The sequence below is a fragment of the Maribacter sp. 1_2014MBL_MicDiv genome, from assembly GCF_001865655.1.
GTDB classification, from domain to species: Bacteria; Bacteroidota; Bacteroidia; order Flavobacteriales; family Flavobacteriaceae; genus Maribacter; species Maribacter dokdonensis.
Genome location: NZ_CP011318.1, coordinates 910,457 through 928,501, shown reverse-complemented (window position 1 = coordinate 928,501; position 18,045 = coordinate 910,457). Strand labels below are relative to the sequence as shown.

Sequence of the window (18,045 nt, the reverse complement as noted above, 5' to 3'; positions counted from 1 at the left end):
TATGATTTTAGCTGCAAGTACTGGCGGAACAATACTAATAACTGTTGTCGCATTTCTAATACTGTTGATGGTGTTAGTGGCATTGCTTCTGTTTACCAAACAAAAACTTTCTCCATCTGGTCCTGTGACCATTACTATAAATGGAGAGAAGAAAATTGAAGTTGCATCAGGTGGGTCATTATTATCTACCTTAGGTAACCAAAAAGTATTTTTACCATCTGCCTGTGGTGGTGGTGGAACATGTATTCAATGTGAATGTCACGTTCTTTCTGGTGGGGGTGAGGCCTTACCTACTGAAACTCCTCACTTTTCTAAAAAAGAATTAAACCATGGTGCACGTTTGGCCTGTCAGGTCAAGGTAAAGCAAGACATGGAAATTACCATCCCAGAAGAGGTATTCGGTATTAAGAAATGGCCTGCGAAAGTGGTTCGTAATTATAACGTTGCTTCTTTTATTAAGGAATTTGTAGTTGAGATTCCAGAAGATATGGGCTATAAAGCTGGTGGTTATATTCAAATAGAGATTCCTGAGTGTGAGGTTAAATATGCTGATATAGATATTACTGCTCACCCAGAAGAGCATGAAACTCCAGATAAGTTCCAAGCAGAGTGGGATAAGTTCAACCTTTGGCCTTTGGTGATGAAGAATCCAGAAACGGTAGAGAGAGCTTATTCAATGGCTTCTTTCCCAGCTGAGGGTAGAGAAATTATGTTGAACGTACGTATTGCTACTCCGCCATGGGATCGCGCTAAGAACGGATGGATGGATGTTAATCCTGGTGTTGCGTCATCTTATATCTTTAATTTGAAGCCTGGTGATGATTGTACAATTTCAGGTCCTTACGGTGAATTCTTCATCAATGAATCAGATTCAGAAATGTTGTACGTAGGTGGTGGTGCAGGTATGGCGCCAATGCGTTCTCACTTATATCACTTATTTAAAACTTTAAAAACTGATAGAAAAGTAACTTACTGGTACGGTGGTCGTTCTAAAAGAGAACTTTTCTACTTGGATCATTTCTATAAGTTGGAAGAAGAGTTTCCAAATTTCAAATTCTACTTGGCATTATCAGAACCATTAGAAGAAGATAATTGGAAAGTAAAAGAGAATATAGATGCACCTGGTGATGGTTTTGTAGGTTTCATACACAATTGTGTAATTGATAACTACCTAAGTCTTCATGAGTCTCCAGAAGATATTGAACTTTATTTCTGTGGACCACCGTTAATGAACAAAGCTGTTCAGAAAATGGGTGAAGATTTCGGAATTCCAGATGAACATATACGTTTTGATGACTTTGGAGGATAAGATGTAAGTTGTTGAAATAGAATAAATTAACCGGTATGTAATGTATCGGTTTTTTTTATAATTTTATTTAGATATGCACGTATTAACAGAACAGGAGCTTCACAATTTGGCAATGAATATTGTTGGGAAGCAGTTAGAGGAAGCAGGGTTTGAGTTTTTAGCGGTCAATAGTGAATTGCGTAAGAATCCGCAATTTGTTTGTACCAAGGATAAGAAGATGCGTTTTATTGTGGTTAAGGCAATTGAATATCCAGGTGATCCCAAGAATTTAGATTTTTTTATGTCCGATTTAAAGAAAATGAAGGAACACGCCCTTAAGTTTGAGGCAACTACATTTTATGCAGGTGTGGGATTGGTGAATGCAGCGGACCATAATTTACCGGTGTATTTAGATGAGGAGTATATTGTTGATTATGATGGTTTGGTAGAAATATGAAAAAATGCTTTTTAATAATTGGTTTGCTTGCTGTTGGTCTTCAATCGTGTAAATTCGGCAATGATAGTTTTGTCCGTAATGATAATGTTGGTGGGGCCTTAGGTACTTCATATAGTATTATATCCTTTACGGAGAATAAATCTGACTTACAACCAGAAATTGATTCGGTATTTGCGGTTATTAACCAATCGTTATCTACTTATATTCCAGAGTCGGATATATCAAGGGTCAATAATGGTGATAGCACTGTGGTTGTAGATGCTATGTTCAAGGAGGTTTTAAGGCTGTCACAAACCATTTATAAAGAAACAAATGGCTTCTTTGATCCTACTGTTGGAACATTGGTGAATGCTTGGGGTTTTGGACCTGAGCAAAAAATAACTATGGATAGTTTAAAAGTGGATAGTCTTTTAAATTATGTTGGTCTTGACAAGGTATCTTTAAATCAGAATAATCAAATTATAAAGACCGATAGTCGCATCTATTTAGATTTTAATTCAATTGCCAAAGGTTATGCTATAGATAGGTTGGCTGCCATGTTAAATGCTAAGGGAATTCAAAACTACTTAATAGAAGTGGGTGGTGAACTTGTAGCGAAAGGTAAAAACGTGATTAAGAATAAATCTTGGGTAGTAGGTATTGATGACCCTGAAATGGATATAAGCAGGGCTACCAGAATTTTAATCAATTTAAACGACAAGGCATTGGCTTCGTCAGGAAATTACCGTAAATACAGGGTAGATGAGGCAACTGGTAAAAAATATGTTCATACAGTAAATCCTAAAACCGGTTACACGCAATTATCCAATACACTGGGCGTAACCATTTTAGCGGATAATTGTGCTACGGCAGACGGTTATGCTACCGCTTTTATGGCGATGGATTTAGATGAGGCGTTTAAGGTAATCAGTGAGAATAAAAGTTTAGAGGCTTATATCGTATACATAGATGAGAATGGTGATACTCAGGAATATATGACACAAGGATTTAAATCGTTAGTAGTGGAATAATTATTTACTTACTAATGGAATGATTTCACCAGGAGCTAGTCGGTATCTATCTATTTCTTCTTGGCTCAAAAGTTTTGTGAAATCTATTTCTTCGACCGTGAAACCAATAGTTCTCAATTTATTGAAATAGTCTCTACCATAAATTCGAACATGGTCATATTGACCAAAAATCTTTGCACGTTCTACTTTGTCCGTTATAGAATCGTCTTCAAAGGTGTTTTCCCTATTTAAGTCTTGTGGTATTTGAAAAATGCCCCAACCGCCTGGTTTTAAAATTCTATATAATTCTGACATCGCTTTGGTGTCATCCGGTATGTGTTCTAATACATGATTGCATAAAATTACATCGAACTTGTTGTCTTCAAAAGGCAAGTTGCATATATCCGCTTTAACGTCCGCTAAGGGGGAATTTAGGTCTGTTGTTATGTAATTTAAGTTCTTTAATTTTCTAAATCTTTTGTAGAAAGCTTGTTCTGGCGCAAAATGTAATACGTGTAAATGGGCTGTAAAAAAGTCCGTTTCCTTTTTCAGAAACATCCATAGCAATCTATGTCTTTCTAAAGATAGGGTAGACGGAGAAAGCACATTTTCTCTCGGATTTTCATAGCCATATGGTAGAAAACTTCTAAAGGTGTTGCCATCAATTGGATCTTCATAGGTGTTGCCCCGGTAATAAGCCTTAAAAAATGGTTTTACCAAATAGCTAAGTGAAATTAATACCGGTCTAGGAACAAGGTTGAGAAAAAATTTAAAAATTTTTTTCATGCTTGTTGACTAGCTTTTTACGATGGAAGAAGTAAACTCATCTTCTTCATCACTTTCAATACCCAAGGCTTCATAAATGTATTTAAAAGTGGATAATAGCTCTGGTTTTCCATTCACAATAGCAACATCATGCTCAAAATGGGCGCTAGGTTGACCATCTGCGGTAAGTATCGTCCATCCGTCTTTAAGTTGTTTAATATTTTTAGTCCCCATATTGGTCATAGGCTCTATAGCTACCGTCATACCTTCAAGAAACTTTTTACCTCTTCCGCGTCTACCATAATTTGGCATCTCAGGACCTTCGTGCATTTTTCTTCCCAAACCATGACCAACCAATTCACGTACCACCCCGTAGCCATGGTCTTCCGTAAATTTTTGAATAGCATAACCTACATCACCAACTCGGTTACCTACTTTAAATTCACGTATGCCAACGTAGAGTGATTTTTTAGTGACCTCAAGTAGTTTTTTTACCTCAGGGCTAACTTCGCCTACTTGAAAGGTGTAAGCATGATCACCGTAGAATTCGTTTTTTAAAGCACCGCAATCTATTGAGATGATATCACCTTCTTTCAATGGTGTATTATTTGGAATACCATGTACCACTTGGGCATTAGGGCTCATGCATAACGAGTTTGGAAAATCATATAAGCCTAAAAAGCCAGGTACTGCACCATGATCGCGAATAAAAGTTTCTGCCATAGCATCTAACTGAAGCGTCGTAACTCCCGGTTTAACTTCTGCAGCGATCATTCCCAAGGTCTTGGAAACGATCAAGGCGCTTTCTCGCATTAATTCAATCTCTTCAGCTGTTTTTATTTTAATCGTGCTCATGATGTGCTAATGGGTTGGTTATGTAATTATACCAAAGAATTTTGGGTCATAAATTTTGATTGTTCAACGCCCATTAATTTTAATATCGTTGGTGCAATATCACCTAGTACACCATCTTTGATTTGATGAATATCCTTGTCCACCAAAATTAATGGTACAGGGTTGGTGGTATGTGCCGTGTTAGGTGAGCCATCTTCGTTGATCATGGTCTCACAGTTACCGTGGTCAGCAATTACGATTACGGAGAAATCTTTTTCTATAGCTGCGGTAATAACGTCTTTTGCGCATTCGTCAACAGTTTCACATGCTTTGATCGCGGCATTCATGTCACCGGTATGACCAACCATATCTGGGTTCGCAAAGTTCAAGCAAATAAAATCTACATCTCCTTTTTTGATTTCAGGGATGATTTTATCCCTAATCTCAAATGCACTCATTTCTGGTTGCAGATCGTATGTAGCCACTTTTGGTGACGGACATAATATACGCGATTCTCCTTCAAAAGGAACTTCTCTACCGCCATTGAAAAAGAAAGTAACGTGTGGATACTTTTCGGTTTCGGCAATTCTTATTTGTTTTTTACCTGCATTGGATAAAACCTCACCTAGCGTTTCTACAATATTGTCCTTATTGTAAACAACATGAACATTGTTGTAAGATTCATCATAATTGGTAAGGGTAACATAGTAAAGATCAAGTTTGTGCATATTCTGTTCATGCATATCTACTTGACTTAGCACTTGGGTCAATTCTCTACCACGGTCAGTTCTAAAGTTAAAGAAGATAACCACATCGCCTTCCTTTACAGAAGCAATAGGAGTACCGTCCGTATTGGTCATCACGATAGGTTTAATAAACTCATCAGTAATATCGGCATCATAGCTTTTTTGGATTGTTTTGCCGATATCGGTAGATTTTTCACCTTCGGCATTTACAATTACATCGTAAGCTTCTTTAACGCGTTCCCATCTTTTGTCGCGGTCCATGGCGTAATATCTACCAATAACCGTTGCCAATTTTGTGTTTTTATCAGAACCGTATGCTACAATGTCTTCTAGAAAGCCTTTTCCACTTTTTGGGTCAACGTCTCTACCATCGGTAAATGCATGTAAATACATATTGTTTAAACCAGATTCTTTTCCAGCAGCTATTAAACCCTTAATATGGTTTGTATGGCTGTGTACACCACCATCGCTTAACAAGCCTAAAAAATGAACATCTTTGTTGTTTTTCTTCGCGTAGTCAAAAGCACTTTTCAAGACCGGTTCTGAACTTAAGGTGTTTTCGTTGACCGCCTTATTTATTTTGGCAAGATCTTGATAAACTATTCTACCGGCACCTAAGTTCATATGACCTACTTCGCTATTTCCCATTTGACCTTCTGGCAAACCAACATTCATTCCGTCGGTCAACAAATTGGAATTAGCATATTTGGTATATAAACTATCTATAAAAGGAGTATTGGCTTTATCTACTGCAGATACTTCTGGATCTGGAGATTTGCCCCAGCCATCTAATATCATTAAGATTACTTTTTTGTTCATCTTTATTAGGTTTTAAGGCTACAAAAATACTATGATCTATTAAGTTAAGCTACTACATTACCTACCTTTTTTGTAAAGCAGGAGTAACACAACAAATTTGTAGTCTGTGTTAAGATTTGTTTGTTAAAGTTTAGTTATAACAATGTTAAAGGCTGAAACAATTTATGTAGACGAGCGTCTTTTAAATGTACGCTATTGTACTTCATCAATTAAAATCAATCATCATGAAAAAAGTAATTCTAACATTATCCATGGTAGCACTTACCATGGGGTCAACAATTTTGGCTGCAGACAAAACTAGCAACGCTACAGATTCTAACACAACACTTGTGAAAAGGGTAAACATCAGTTCATTTTGTAAAGCGGTAATTAAGGGAGATTTAGAAACGGTTAAGCGCTTAATTGACCTTGGCGAAGATGTAAATCAAAAATCTCTAGGTATGACACCGGCCATGTTTGCTGCCCGTTATAATAAGGTGGATGTTTTAGAAATTCTCATTGATAATGGTGCGGATCTAAATCTAAAAAGTAACCAAGGCTATACCGCGAAACGTTATGCGGAATTATCAAATGCAACCGATGCTCTTGAACTTATTGAAATTGCAGCTGGCAGTTAATTATTTCAATTATTGTTGTAGTTGAAAAAGCTTAAAGAACGAGAATGTCAATTTGATACGGTGTAAGTGTTAAATATATATTATTTAATTCTTAAATTTGATAATATCTTAATGATTTATATGTAAATTTATAATATTGATAATTTTAACACTAAATAAAATATAAATATTATGAAAAAAGTAATTACATTTTTATTCTGTATAGGGGTGTTCTCGATAGCTAATGCCAATGTAACCAGTATTGAAAATTCTAATACATATACTATTGAATCTATTACCGTAAATGATGAAATTAGTTCATTATGTAAGGCGGTAATTAAGGGCGATGTGGATAAGGTTAGAAGTTTAATAGCAACAGGGGCCGAGCTTAACGAAAAATCATTAGGACTAACACCTGCGATGTATGCTGCACGTTACAATAAGGCAGAGGTATTAAAAGTTTTATTGTTGAACGGCGCTAATTTAAACATTAAGAGTGATCAAGGCTACACTGCTAAAGACTATGCCAAGCAATCTAATGCTAAAGATGTATTGGAGGTTATTAAGCAAGATTCTTAAAAATTAGATACTTAAATTTGAAAAGGCCCATTGAAATTTCAATGGGCCTTTTTTAATTAATACAAAATTCTACTCCAAATAGTGTTCAGGTAAAAGAGTAAAACGCGTTAAAAATCAAATCCGTTTACGGCTCTAACAACGAAGGCATACATTGCCATAAATATCATTAGGGCGCAAAACACCGAGTAGACTTTTAAAAATGTAACCAATATTTCTGGTTTACAGTTTTCAAATGCCTGCACGTACAAGTTTTTGAAATGTGTAATTGTTCCCATTATAGTGTTCTTCTATGATTAAATCATAGCTATAAAGGCAATAGATAAATGGTAAAATAAGCTTGGGACTTACCCAAAGTTACAAAAATATTGGTAGCGTATAGCGAGCACTAGATGAAGTGTAAAAAAAATCGGATTAACCTTGATTTTTATACTTTGCTATAGCTTCTTTTATTTTTTCTATTCTATTTTCTGGATCAGGGTGGGTACTTTGAAATTCAGGAGTACGGTTGGGTCCGCCCGCTGCTTTTAAAATTTCCATAACCGTGATCATTTCATAAGGGTCATATCCAGATTGAATCATAAAAAGAACGCCAAGTTCATCACTTTCCAATTCATCGCCCCTCCCATTTTTTAATAAAGTACTTTGACCTATGCTGCCAACAATACTTCCCATGTCTCCGGCACCCACGGTTGCACCCATGGTCGCTGTTTGCCATGTTTGGCTATCAGCTATTCTTTCAGCGGAATGTCTACCTATTACATGACCTATTTCATGGCCTAGTACACCGGCCAATTGAGCTTCGTTCAATTGTGAGAATAAAGCGTAGGTAATAAAACATTGTCCGCCTGGCAATGCAAAAGCATTAATGGTCTGGTCATCTGCCAATAAGTGAAAGTCATATTCATATGGCGTTTCCCTAGCGATACTATTTTGAACCAATTTGTTGCCTACCGTTGATACAAACGACTGTAAACGTTGGTCTGGGTAGAGTCCGCCATGTTGTTGAGCCATCTCTGGGGCACTTTGTAATCCTATGGCAATTTCTTGATCAGGGGTCATTGTAATATGCTGTGATCGGCCTGTATAAGGATTCTCTTCTGTATTGCTGCATTTCTGTATAAAAGCGAAGGCAACAATGGCCAAACCAATGAATATTCTAATTTTCCAACTTCCTCTTCTCATGGTAATGTGTTATAGTACAGGCTCTAATGTACAAAATGCTTATAATAGCTTCCTATTGATATCTAAAATATTATTTTGAATGTAAGACTTTAAAAAGTTCATTGTGAAATGCTCTGCACCATAATAGTCTTCTCTAATTATAATTGAGGCAACATTCTTACTTCTAAATTGCTCAAGCATAGGTATTGATAATGGAGCATAACTATAGTGCCATGGTTCATACTTAAAACCTCTTCTTTTAGGTTCATTGGTGTAAACTAAATAAAAACCATAAGTTTCAGAGTTTTCATCCATCCATTTTTTAAAATCAACATAGGGTCCGTCACCTTCGTACTTATGTGGTACCAATACATCACCATCTACTTTTCTGTAACCGTCCACAACATCTATATCAGTACCCCAATGATGTCTACTTGTACCGGGTATAGTAGAATATTCAATAATTTTATCAATAGCATCGGTAGGGTTCATACCATCATCATCTGTATATTTTAAAAATTTGCGCTCAAAAATTGCCTCTTGTCTATCGTAGCTTCTATAGCTGGATACAATTTTTAAATCAATACCATCTTTATATGCGGCCTTTTTCATTTCAATAAAAGCATCGTGTGCTTCTTTGCGTAGATTGATACCCTTACCAAAAAGTTCAATATCTTCTTTACCCATAAGCTCTAGAATACCATATTCCTTTTCTTCTTGAATAAATAATGTGGGTGTTAAGGCAAGAGCCAAGGCTGCCGAACTACTTTTATTAATAAACGTTCTTCTTTGCATATTTGAATATTGAGGTTAATGGAGCAAAATATTTGCCAAACTTTATCAAAAGAAAAAAACTAGTGAAAGTGGTCAATACATTCCATAATAAAGTAAAAATAGTAAATCTTGATCTTAAAAGATGTAAGATTAGTTGTCTTCCCTTGTGGTAAGGTATAAATACCCTTGATGTCTGAGATTTATATCATTTAGGGTAACTATATAAAAATAAATACCCGATGGTAAACCTATATTCTTTGAAATGACACCGTTAACATTGGATATTCCATTGAATTCGTTGTTATAATTCTTCATTGAATATACCATTCTACCGTACCTGTTAAAGATTTGTAGGGTATTATTTGGTGAGCCTTCTATACCTTCTATGACAAGAAAATCATTGATGCCATCACCATTTGGCGTCATATAATAATTGTCTAAAGATATGTTCTCAACAGTTTCCAGAAGATCGGAATTACCACCAATGGTTATGATTTCGTAATCACTTGGTATAAAGTCTTCGGAGGTAATAGAACCGCTATTAAAATCTCCCTCTACATTGGTATTGCCCAAATTGACCCATACTTTGTCTATAATACTCCAACCTACCACTTTTAGGTCTGTAATAAAATCACCATAAAGGCTGGCATTGCTATCTTGGTCCCATGTTAAGGTTACTTTTGATGGAACATTACCTTCTAAATGCCAGAATTCATATTCGCTAACCGATAAAAATTGATTTTCGGTCAAACTGGTATCAAACGTAGTACCAACAATACTAGGAGTATTAGGGTCTTCAAAATAATAGGCAGCTTTAGTATAATCATTTGAACTTTCTGAGGAAATGGTCAATGGTCGTAATTTATCGAACTGACCAATGGGGAAGGTGAAGTCGGTTTTATTACTCATAGCCGCATAGCCATCTACCTTTGTGGTATTGCCTTCGCCTATATAAAATGAATCGTTTAGAAAATTAATATTGACTTCTGATGCTGCCCTATTGGTCACAACATCACCTGTGATGAAATTGGCATTGTTTAAGACACCCACGGTATTATCAACATAAAGATCATTATCTACGGCAATCTCAAAATCATAGAAAATAGGGTTGGATCCGCCAGATATGGTCAAAGCTTTATCCATGGCATAAAAACCCACTAGACCTTTATTTTGGTTAAAAGCTCCGTTATTTATTACATCCATGTGAAAACCTACAAGTCCGTCATCATGAATTTGGATATTACCATAATTATGTACGGCATCTTGACCGTAGCTGTATATGGTACAGAGGGCAATGCATATGGTATATATTAAGGTGTAGGTATTTCTCATAAATTTATCTATGTGCTTCATAAATTACAACAACCCCATCTGCATAATTATCTGTATTCAATGTAAAACCGGTAGAGGTAAATGCGGTTACCGTCGCTGAGGTCAAACCTAATTTATCACCATTTTGGTTGGCGTATCTTACTCCGATACTATGTGAATCTGAAGCATATCTAGAAATATCGTTAATAGAATTTCCGCTACCCCCATTAAAGATTACTTGCTCGGTAATAGAGCCATTATCATCCCTAGCAAATCCTTTCATGCTACCATAAGCGTTAGGTAGACCTGTTTCATTGTTTCTGGTGCCGTTATCGCTGTCAATATTAAAATCCTCTACGTTGGCATAAGCAACAAACGATACTGAAGTTGGTTGAAAAGGAATTCCGCTAACCGATAGTGTACCGGATCCGGATATTCTAAAAGTGCCGGTATAGGTAGTTTTCTGCCCCATTTGATTCCAAGATGTGCCATCAAAAACATATACTTGATTTGTATCTGTATTAAAGACCAATGATCCTTTTACGGCGTCTGTAGTTGCGTTTATATCAGTCGTTGTGGCATTGGTTAACCCAAGTAATAATCCACTTTCCAATTGGGCATTGGCAATGACACCGGTTAGAAAGATGATAGAATATATGATGTAATTTTTTAATCTCATTTTTATAAATCTAAAACAGTGAACATAAATTCAGAATCAAATCTTGAACGGTCTGTGCCACCGTTGTCATTATCACCTATGATTACCTCAAAACTAGTTGCGGTTTGGTTGGAGTAGGAGATACCAGGGTCGTCGTTACCAGCACCACCTCTTCCAGGTTGTGTTAACTGAATAATGTAATCTGCATCAGATACCGCACCCGTAGGTAGTGTAACTCTGTAATAACCAACACTGATTCTAGTTACGGTAACTCCAGCTGTTGCTTTGGTGACCCCACCAGCAGCACTTATTTTTCCAATGGCTTTAATCGGACTCATAGAATTTACCCATTCAGTACCGGTAGCTGTTGAAGTTAATACTTGACCAGCGGTACCAGGGGAATCATTTTCATCTAGTATGGCACCTTCCAATTCTAAAGTTTCATTTATGATTACTGATGTGTCACTACTGGTTTCTTCGATTTTCATGGCTTCTATACCACCAACAGTAAAGGCAATTTCGTCAGCTGCAGGTCTAAACATACCAGTATTGGTATCATCATTAAATCGGTATGCGGGTTCATTTTCTGTTCCATTAGAATTTAAAATTCCTTGAGAACGAATTGCTCCTGAAACATGAAGCTTGTTTGTTGGGCTTGAAGTTCCAATGCCCAAACTATTGCTGCTGGAATTCCAGAATAATTGACCGTTATTTTCGGTTGGAGTACCATCTGCTCCAGCAAAGAAAACAGATCCAGTAGTACCGGTATGAGATAAATCTGATAAAGGAACGTCTAAGTCTCCGTTAGAATCAGATATTCTTAAGAAGTCAGTGCCGGCAACATCAACAGTAGAAAAACTAGTGTTGGTTTCATTGGTGGCACTTAAGTCCTCGTCTGCAGTGTTATGTGCAGCAATAGCGGCTGAATTTGATAAAATTGAATTATTCTGAGTAGTCTGTTCCGCTTCCAGATTGTCAATATCTGTTGCATTAGTTGCTATGGAATTGTTCTGAGTGGTTTGCTCAGCTTCTAAGTTATCAATATCAGTTGCATTGGTTGCTATCGAATTATTCTGTGTTGTTTGTTCGGTTTCCAAAGCATCGATATCGGCAGTGTTTTGGTCCACATTCGCTCTTAGTGCCGTGTCGTCGTAAGCTAGACCGCTGATATCCACGGTTTGGTCTCCACCAAGATCGGTCACGGTAAGGTCCGTTCCGTCGAAGCTGATGCCGGTGTTATATTCGTTGGAATCGCTCAAATCTCCATCGGCAGTGTTATGTGCAGCAATGGCTGCTGTGTTAGTGGAGATATCGGTTGCATTCGTAGCAATGGAATTGTTTTGAGTAGTCTGTTCTGCTTCCAATGCATCAATGTCCGTAGCATTTGTAGCAATGGAATTGTTCTGTGATGTTTGCTCCGCTTCCAGATTGTCAATATCTGTTGTGTTTGTAGCGATATTCGTATTCTGAGTGGTTTGCTCGGTTTCCAAAGCATCGATATCGGCAGTATTTTGGTCCACATCGGCTCTTAATGCAGTGTCATCGTAAGCCAATCCGCTGATGTCCACGGTTTGATCACCACCAAGGTCGGTCACGGTAAGGTCCGTTCCGTCGAAGCTGATGCCGGTGTTATATTCGTTGGAATCGCTCAAATCTCCATCGGCAGTATTGTGGGCAGCTATGGCCGCAGCATTGGTGGAGATGTCGGTTGCATTTGTTGCAATAGAATTATTTTGAGTAGTCTGTTCCGCTTCAAGATTATCAATGTCAGTAGCGTTTGTTGCTATCGCATTATTCTGCGTAGTCTGTTCCGCTTCCAATGCATCGATGTCCGTAGTATTCGTAGCAATGGAATTGTTCAGCGTAGTCTGTTCTGCTTCTAAGTTATCAATATCAGTTGCATTCGTAGCGATGGAATTATTCTGAGTGGTCTGCTCGGTTTCCAAAGCATCGATATCGGCAGTATTTTGGTCCACATCGGCTCTTAATGCCGTGTCGTCATACGCCAATCCGCTGATGTCCACGGTTTGGTCGCCACCAAGGTCGGTCACGGTAAGGTCCGTTCCGTCAAAGCTGATACCCGTATTGAATTCGTTGGAATCGCTCAAATCTCCATCGGCAGTATTGTGGGCAGCAATGGCTGCAGCGTTAGTGGAGATATCGGTTGCATTGGTTGTTATTGAATTGTTCTGAGTGGTTTGCTCAGCTTCTAAGTTATCAATATCAGTTGCATTTGTTGCAATGGAATTGTTCTGAGTAGTCTGTTCTGCTTCCAGATTATCGATGTCAGAAGCATTTGTAGCAATGGAATTATTTTGAGTCGTTTGTTCCGCTTCAAGGTTATCAATATCTGTGGCGTTTGTTGCAATATTGGTATTCTGATTTGTCTGTTCCGTTTCTAAGTTATCAATGTCCGAAGCATTAGTTGCAATGGAATTGTTCTGCGTTGTCTGTTCCGCTTCCAATGCATCGATGTCCGTAGCATTCGTAGCAATGGAGTTGTTCTGTGTTGTCTGTTCCGCTTCCAATGCATCGATGTCCGTAGCATTCGTAGCGATATTGTTATTCTGTGTTATTTGCTCTGCCTCTAAGTTATCAATATCAGTTGCATTTGTTGCAATGGAATTGTTTTGAGTCGTTTGCTCGGCTTCTAAAGCATCGATGTCCGCAGTATTTTGGTCCACATCGGTTCTTAATGCCATGTCGTCATAGGCCAATCCGCTGATGTCCACGGTCTGGTCACCACCAAGGTCGGTCACGGTAAGGTCCGTTCCGTCAAAGCTGATGCCTGTGTTGTATTCGTTTGAATCGCTCAAGTCTCCATCGGCAGTGTTATGTGCAGCAATGGCTGCTGTGTTAGTGGAGATATCAGTTGTATTGGTTGCTATCGAATTATTCTGAGTTATTTGCTCCGCTTCCAGATTGTCAATATCTGTTGTGTTTGTAGCGATATTCGTATTCTGAGTGGTTTGCTCGGTTTCCAAAGCATCGATATCGGCAGTATTTTGGTCCACATCGGCTCTTAATGCCGTGTCATCGTAAGCCAATCCGCTGATGTCCACGGTTTGATCACCACCAAGGTCGGTCACGGTAAGGTCCGTTCCGTCGAAGCTGATGCCGGTGTTATATTCGTTGGAATCGCTCAAATCTCCATCGGCAGTATTGTGGGCAGCTATGGCCGCAGCATTGGTGGAGATGTCGGTTGCATTTGTTGCAATAGAATTATTTTGAGTAGTCTGTTCCGCTTCCAATGCATCGATGTCCGTAGTATTCGTAGCAATGGAATTGTTCAGCGTAGTCTGTTCTGCTTCTAAGTTATCAATATCAGTTGCATTCGTAGCGATGGAATTATTCTGAGTGGTCTGCTCGGTTTCCAAAGCATCGATATCGGCAGTATTTTGGTCCACATCGGCTCTTAATGCCGTGTCGTCGTAAGCCAATCCGCTGATGTCCACGGTTTGGTCGCCACCAAGGTCGGTCACGGTAAGGTCCGTTCCGTCAAAGCTGATACCCGTATTGAATTCGTTGGAATCGCTCAAATCTCCATCGGCAGTATTGTGGGCAGCAATGGCTGCAGCGTTAGTGGAGATATCGGTTGCATTGGTTGTTATTGAATTGTTCTGAGTGGTTTGCTCAGCTTCTAAGTTATCAATATCAGTTGCATTTGTTGCAATGGAATTGTTCTGAGTAGTCTGTTCTGCTTCCAGATTATCGATGTCAGAAGCATTTGTAGCAATGGAATTATTTTGAGTCGTTTGTTCTGCTTCAAGGTTATCAATATCTGTGGCGTTTGTTGCAATATTGGTATTCTGATTTGTCTGTTCCGTTTCTAAGTTATCAATGTCCGAAGCATTAGTTGCAATGGAATTGTTCTGCGTTGTCTGTTCCGCTTCCAATGCATCGATGTCCGTAGCATTCGTAGCAATGGAGTTGTTCTGTGTTGTCTGTTCCGCTTCCAATGCATCGATGTCCGTAGCATTCGTAGCAATGGAATTGTTCTGAGTAGTCTGTTCCGCTTCAAGATTATCAATGTCAGTAGCGTTTGTTGCTATCGCATTATTCTGAGTCGTCTGTTCCGCTTCCAACGCATCGATGTCCGTAGCATTCGTAGCGATATTGTTATTCTGTGTTATTTGCTCTGCCTCTAAGTTATCAATATCAGTTGCATTTGTTGCAATGGAATTGTTTTGAGTCGTTTGCTCGGCTTCTAAAGCATCGATGTCCGCAGTATTTTGGTCCACATCGGTTCTTAATGCCGTGTCGTCATACGCCAATCCGCTGATGTCCACGGTCTGGTCACCACCAAGGTCGGTCACGGTAAGGTCCGTGCCGTCGAAGCTGATTCCTGTATTATATTCGTTGGAATCGCTCAAATCTCCATCGGCAGTATTGTGGGCAGCAATGGCTGCAGCATTAGTGGAGATGTCCGCTGCATTCGTAGCAATGGAATTATTTTGAGTAGTCTGTTCCGCTTCTAGCTTATCAATATCTGTTGCGTTTGTAGCGATATTCGTATTCTGAGTGGTTTGTTCGGTTTCCAGAGCATCGATGTCCGCAGTATTTTGGTCCACATCCGCTCTTAATGCCGTGTCGTCATATGCCAATCCGCTGATGTCCACGGTTTGGTCACCACCCAGATCGGTCACCGTAAGGTCCGTTCCGTCGAAACTGATACCGGTGTTATATTCATTGGAATCGCTCAAATCGCCATCGGCACTGTTGTGCGTTGCAATGGCTGCAGCATTAGTGGAGATATCGGTTGCATTGGTTGTTATTGAATTATTCTGTGTTATTTGCTCCGCTTCAAGATTGTCAATATCTGTTGCGTTAGTTGCTATCGAATTATTCTGAATGGTCTGTTCCCCTTCCAACGCATCGATGTCCGAAGCATTCGTAGCGATATTGTTATTCTGAGTAGTCTGTTCTGCTTCCAGATTGTCAATATCAGTTGCATTCGTAGCGATGGAATTATTCTGTGTGGTTTGTTCAGTTTCCAAAGCATCGATGTCCGCAGTATTTTGGTCCACATCGGCTCTTAATGCCGTGTCGTCATACGCCAATCCGCTGATGTCCACGGTTTGGTCACCACCCAGATCGGTCACGGTAAGGTCCGTTCCGTCGAAGCTGATGCCTGTGTTATACTCGTTGGAATCGCTCAAATCTCCATCGGCAGTGTTATGTGCAGCAATGGCTGCTGTGTTAGTGGAGATATCGGTTGCATTCGTAGCAATGGAATTATTCTGCGTTGTTTGCTCCGCTTCCAATGCATCAATGTCCGAAGTATTCGTAGCAATGGAATTGTTCTGCGTAGTCTGTTCTGCTTCCAAGTTATCAATATCAGTTGCATTCGTAGCAATGGAATTATTCTGTGTGGTTTGTTCAGTTTCCAAAGCATCGATGTCCGCAGTATTTTGGTTCACATCGGTTCTTAATGCCGTGTCGTCATACGCCAATCCGCTGATGTCCACGGTTTGGTCACCACCGCCATCGGTTACGATAAGATCGGTACCGTCGAAGCTGATGCCTGTATTGTATTCGTTGGAATCGCTCAAATCTCCATCGGCAGTGTTATGTGCAGCAATGGCTGCTGTGTTAGTGGAGATATCGGTTGCATTTGTTGCAATGGAATTGTTCTGAGTAGTCTGTTCTGCTTCTAGGTTATCAATATCTGTTGCGTTAGTTGCTATCGAATTATTCTGAGTGGTCTGCTCGGTTTCCAGATTGTCAATATCTGTTGCGTTAGTTGCTATCGAATTATTCTGAGTAGTTTGCTCAGCTTCTAAGTTATCAATATCAGTTGCATTGGTTGCTATCGAATTATTCTGAGTAGTTTGCTCTGCTTCTAGGTTATCAATATCTGTTGCGTTAGTTGCTATCGAATTATTCTGAGTGGTCTGTTCCGCTTCAAGATTGTCAATATCCGAAGCATTCGTAGCAATATTGGTGTTCTGAGTTGTTTGCCCCGCTTCAAGATTGTCAATGTCAGTAGCGTTTGTTGCAATATTGGTATTCTGCGTAGTCTGTTCTGCTTCCAGCGCATCGATGTCCGCAGTATTTTGGTCCACATCCGCTCTTAATGCCGTGTCGTCATATGCCAATCCGCTGATGTCCGTACTTACATCGCCACCGGCATCCGATACCGTTAAATTTGTTCCGTCAAAAGTGATGGCTGTATTGAAGTCATCTGTAGCATCTGTATCTAAATTTATAGGTAGGTCGCTTAAATCATTATAGCTTCCGGAGAAATCATCAGCAGCATTTTGATCAAATGCCGATAAATCTACTACAGTTGCATTGGGGTCGTTAGATAAAGTAAGTACGCCCGATGTATAATCCAAGGTCTGTATTTCATTTTGGTCGTCTGCATCTGCATCGTCCACATTGATTGCAATGGCATTGCCATTATCAATACTAATATTACCTGGGGTATTATCGGTTTGTAAATTTTGGTTGTCGGTTACAGCTATTGAAATAACGGTTTCTATTCCGTTTTCATTGGTGTACGTGTATGTACCGTCGCCATTATCAATAAGTGTAGATATGGTTTGTGCCGCTGCGTTAAAAGTGATCGTATTACCGTTGCCATCATCTAGGGTTATGGTGCCGTCACCATTATCTATAAAAGAAAAATCGTTGGTATTAATGCCGTCACAAAGGTTTGTCCATACCGTTCCGTTAAAGTAATGAACACATTGGGTATCGGTATTGTACACTACTGCACCGTTCAAAGGTGTAATAGCCTGCATTTGTGCGGTGGAGAGTCTGGTAAGCACAAAAGCTTTGTCCGTACTCTCTAATTCTACAATAGAAGCTGAATGAATAGTGTTAGGGTTCTGACCTATTTTTACTTGTGCCGTAGCACAGAAAGAAATAAATGAGAAGAATAATAGAAATTTAATTTTTGAAGACATTTACAATGTGGGGAATATGTTAACATCTGTAAAAATAAAGGGGATTTTGTAAGAAAAATAGAATATGTTGTGTACTTAGGCAAATATGTTGGGAATGTAGACAAGTGCTTCGGTTTAACCTAAAAATCTGCGTTTTATCTAATGGTTGTGGGGTGTA

The 18,045-nt window shown here is 39.0% G+C and carries 14 protein-coding genes; 5 read left to right on the top strand and 9 right to left on the bottom strand.

The window, feature by feature from the left end:
* The first annotated feature begins 1 nt into the window (after position 1).
* The 3 genes from nqrF (at position 2) to YQ22_RS03770 (ending at position 2,755) form a co-directional block, all read left to right on the top strand.
* The gene (nqrF, locus tag YQ22_RS03780) at positions 2 to 1,309 is read left to right on the top strand and encodes an NADH:ubiquinone reductase (Na(+)-transporting) subunit F (protein ID WP_058106062.1); all 1,308 of its coding nucleotides are present in this window, start codon (positions 2 to 4) and stop codon (positions 1,307 to 1,309) included.
* A 73-nt stretch (positions 1,310 to 1,382) separates the two neighbouring features.
* Positions 1,383 to 1,745: a Na(+)-translocating NADH-quinone reductase subunit F gene (locus tag YQ22_RS03775; protein ID WP_071340123.1), complete on the top strand. Its 363-nt coding sequence runs from the start codon at positions 1,383 to 1,385 to the stop codon at positions 1,743 to 1,745.
* The gene (locus YQ22_RS03770; protein ID WP_071340122.1) at positions 1,742 to 2,755 is read left to right on the top strand and encodes an FAD:protein FMN transferase; all 1,014 of its coding nucleotides are present in this window, start codon (positions 1,742 to 1,744) and stop codon (positions 2,753 to 2,755) included. The genes YQ22_RS03775 and YQ22_RS03770 overlap by 4 nt, the downstream gene beginning before the upstream one ends.
* On the opposite strand, the gene YQ22_RS03765 is transcribed toward YQ22_RS03770, so the two are convergent.
* From YQ22_RS03765 to gpmI, 3 genes are read right to left on the bottom strand one after another with little or no spacing between them, the layout of a single operon-like run.
* Positions 2,756 to 3,520: a class I SAM-dependent methyltransferase gene (locus YQ22_RS03765; protein ID WP_071340121.1), complete on the bottom strand. Its 765-nt coding sequence runs from the start codon at positions 3,518 to 3,520 to the stop codon at positions 2,756 to 2,758.
* A gap of 9 nt (positions 3,521 to 3,529) precedes the next feature.
* Positions 3,530 to 4,354 (bottom strand): type I methionyl aminopeptidase, encoded by an 825-nt coding sequence (gene map / locus YQ22_RS03760; protein WP_071340120.1) that lies wholly within the window; start codon positions 4,352 to 4,354, stop codon positions 3,530 to 3,532.
* Between the two features lie 26 nt (positions 4,355 to 4,380).
* Positions 4,381 to 5,898, bottom strand: a complete 1,518-nt coding sequence (gpmI, locus tag YQ22_RS03755; protein WP_071340119.1) for a 2,3-bisphosphoglycerate-independent phosphoglycerate mutase — start codon at positions 5,896 to 5,898, stop codon at positions 4,381 to 4,383.
* 224 nt (positions 5,899 to 6,122) lie between these two features.
* Here gpmI and YQ22_RS03750 point away from each other — a divergent pair, with 224 nt between their 5' ends.
* Positions 6,123 to 6,515 (top strand): ankyrin repeat domain-containing protein, encoded by a 393-nt coding sequence (locus tag YQ22_RS03750; RefSeq protein WP_071342490.1) that lies wholly within the window; start codon positions 6,123 to 6,125, stop codon positions 6,513 to 6,515.
* A 171-nt stretch (positions 6,516 to 6,686) separates the two neighbouring features.
* Entirely contained in the window at positions 6,687 to 7,073 is a 387-nt protein-coding gene (locus YQ22_RS03745) for an ankyrin repeat domain-containing protein (protein ID WP_071340118.1), read from the top strand.
* 107 nt (positions 7,074 to 7,180) lie between these two features.
* On the opposite strand, the gene YQ22_RS19155 is transcribed toward YQ22_RS03745, so the two are convergent.
* The 6 genes from YQ22_RS19155 to YQ22_RS03720 all read right to left on the bottom strand — a co-directional run bounded on the left by YQ22_RS19155 (position 7,181) and on the right by YQ22_RS03720 (position 17,888).
* The gene (locus YQ22_RS19155; RefSeq protein ID WP_172822512.1) at positions 7,181 to 7,348 is read right to left on the bottom strand and encodes a DUF6747 family protein; all 168 of its coding nucleotides are present in this window, start codon (positions 7,346 to 7,348) and stop codon (positions 7,181 to 7,183) included.
* 136 nt (positions 7,349 to 7,484) lie between these two features.
* Positions 7,485 to 8,255 carry a M48 family metalloprotease gene (locus YQ22_RS03740; RefSeq protein WP_071340117.1) on the bottom strand — a complete coding sequence of 257 codons (771 nt, stop codon included), beginning with the start codon at positions 8,253 to 8,255 and terminating at the stop codon, positions 7,485 to 7,487.
* Between the two features lie 39 nt (positions 8,256 to 8,294).
* Positions 8,295 to 9,029, bottom strand: coding sequence for a M15 family metallopeptidase (locus YQ22_RS03735; protein ID WP_071340116.1), 735 nt, complete (start codon positions 9,027 to 9,029; stop codon positions 8,295 to 8,297).
* A 129-nt stretch (positions 9,030 to 9,158) separates the two neighbouring features.
* A complete protein-coding gene (locus YQ22_RS03730) occupies positions 9,159 to 10,340 on the bottom strand; it encodes a gliding motility-associated C-terminal domain-containing protein (RefSeq protein ID WP_071342489.1) in 1,182 nt (393 codons plus the stop codon).
* A 4-nt stretch (positions 10,341 to 10,344) separates the two neighbouring features.
* Positions 10,345 to 10,998 (bottom strand): hypothetical protein, encoded by a 654-nt coding sequence (locus YQ22_RS03725; protein WP_071340115.1) that lies wholly within the window; start codon positions 10,996 to 10,998, stop codon positions 10,345 to 10,347.
* Positions 10,999 to 11,000: 2 nt separating this feature from the next.
* Positions 11,001 to 17,888 (bottom strand): hypothetical protein, encoded by a 6,888-nt coding sequence (locus YQ22_RS03720; RefSeq protein WP_071340114.1) that lies wholly within the window; start codon positions 17,886 to 17,888, stop codon positions 11,001 to 11,003.
* Positions 17,889 to 18,045 lie beyond the last annotated feature (157 nt).

Bases quoted from the DNA above. Each gene is read 5' to 3' on its own strand.
- nqrF (WP_058106062.1), top strand. From the start codon at position 2: ATGATTTTAGCTGCAAGTACTGGCGGAACAATACTAATAACTGTTGTC.
- YQ22_RS03775 (WP_071340123.1), top strand. From the start codon at position 1,383: ATGCACGTATTAACAGAACAGGAGCTTCACAATTTGGCAATGAATATT.
- YQ22_RS03770 (WP_071340122.1), top strand. From the start codon at position 1,742: ATGAAAAAATGCTTTTTAATAATTGGTTTGCTTGCTGTTGGTCTTCAA.
- YQ22_RS03765 (WP_071340121.1), bottom strand. From the start codon at position 3,520: ATGAAAAAAATTTTTAAATTTTTTCTCAACCTTGTTCCTAGACCGGTA.
- map (WP_071340120.1), bottom strand. From the start codon at position 4,354: ATGAGCACGATTAAAATAAAAACAGCTGAAGAGATTGAATTAATGCGA.
- gpmI (WP_071340119.1), bottom strand. From the start codon at position 5,898: ATGAACAAAAAAGTAATCTTAATGATATTAGATGGCTGGGGCAAATCT.
- YQ22_RS03750 (WP_071342490.1), top strand. From the start codon at position 6,123: ATGAAAAAAGTAATTCTAACATTATCCATGGTAGCACTTACCATGGGG.
- YQ22_RS03745 (WP_071340118.1), top strand. From the start codon at position 6,687: ATGAAAAAAGTAATTACATTTTTATTCTGTATAGGGGTGTTCTCGATA.
- YQ22_RS19155 (WP_172822512.1), bottom strand. From the start codon at position 7,348: ATGGGAACAATTACACATTTCAAAAACTTGTACGTGCAGGCATTTGAA.
- YQ22_RS03740 (WP_071340117.1), bottom strand. From the start codon at position 8,255: ATGAGAAGAGGAAGTTGGAAAATTAGAATATTCATTGGTTTGGCCATT.
- YQ22_RS03735 (WP_071340116.1), bottom strand. From the start codon at position 9,029: ATGCAAAGAAGAACGTTTATTAATAAAAGTAGTTCGGCAGCCTTGGCT.
- YQ22_RS03730 (WP_071342489.1), bottom strand. From the start codon at position 10,340: ATGAGAAATACCTACACCTTAATATATACCATATGCATTGCCCTCTGT.
- YQ22_RS03725 (WP_071340115.1), bottom strand. From the start codon at position 10,998: ATGAGATTAAAAAATTACATCATATATTCTATCATCTTTCTAACCGGT.
- YQ22_RS03720 (WP_071340114.1), bottom strand. From the start codon at position 17,888: ATGTCTTCAAAAATTAAATTTCTATTATTCTTCTCATTTATTTCTTTC.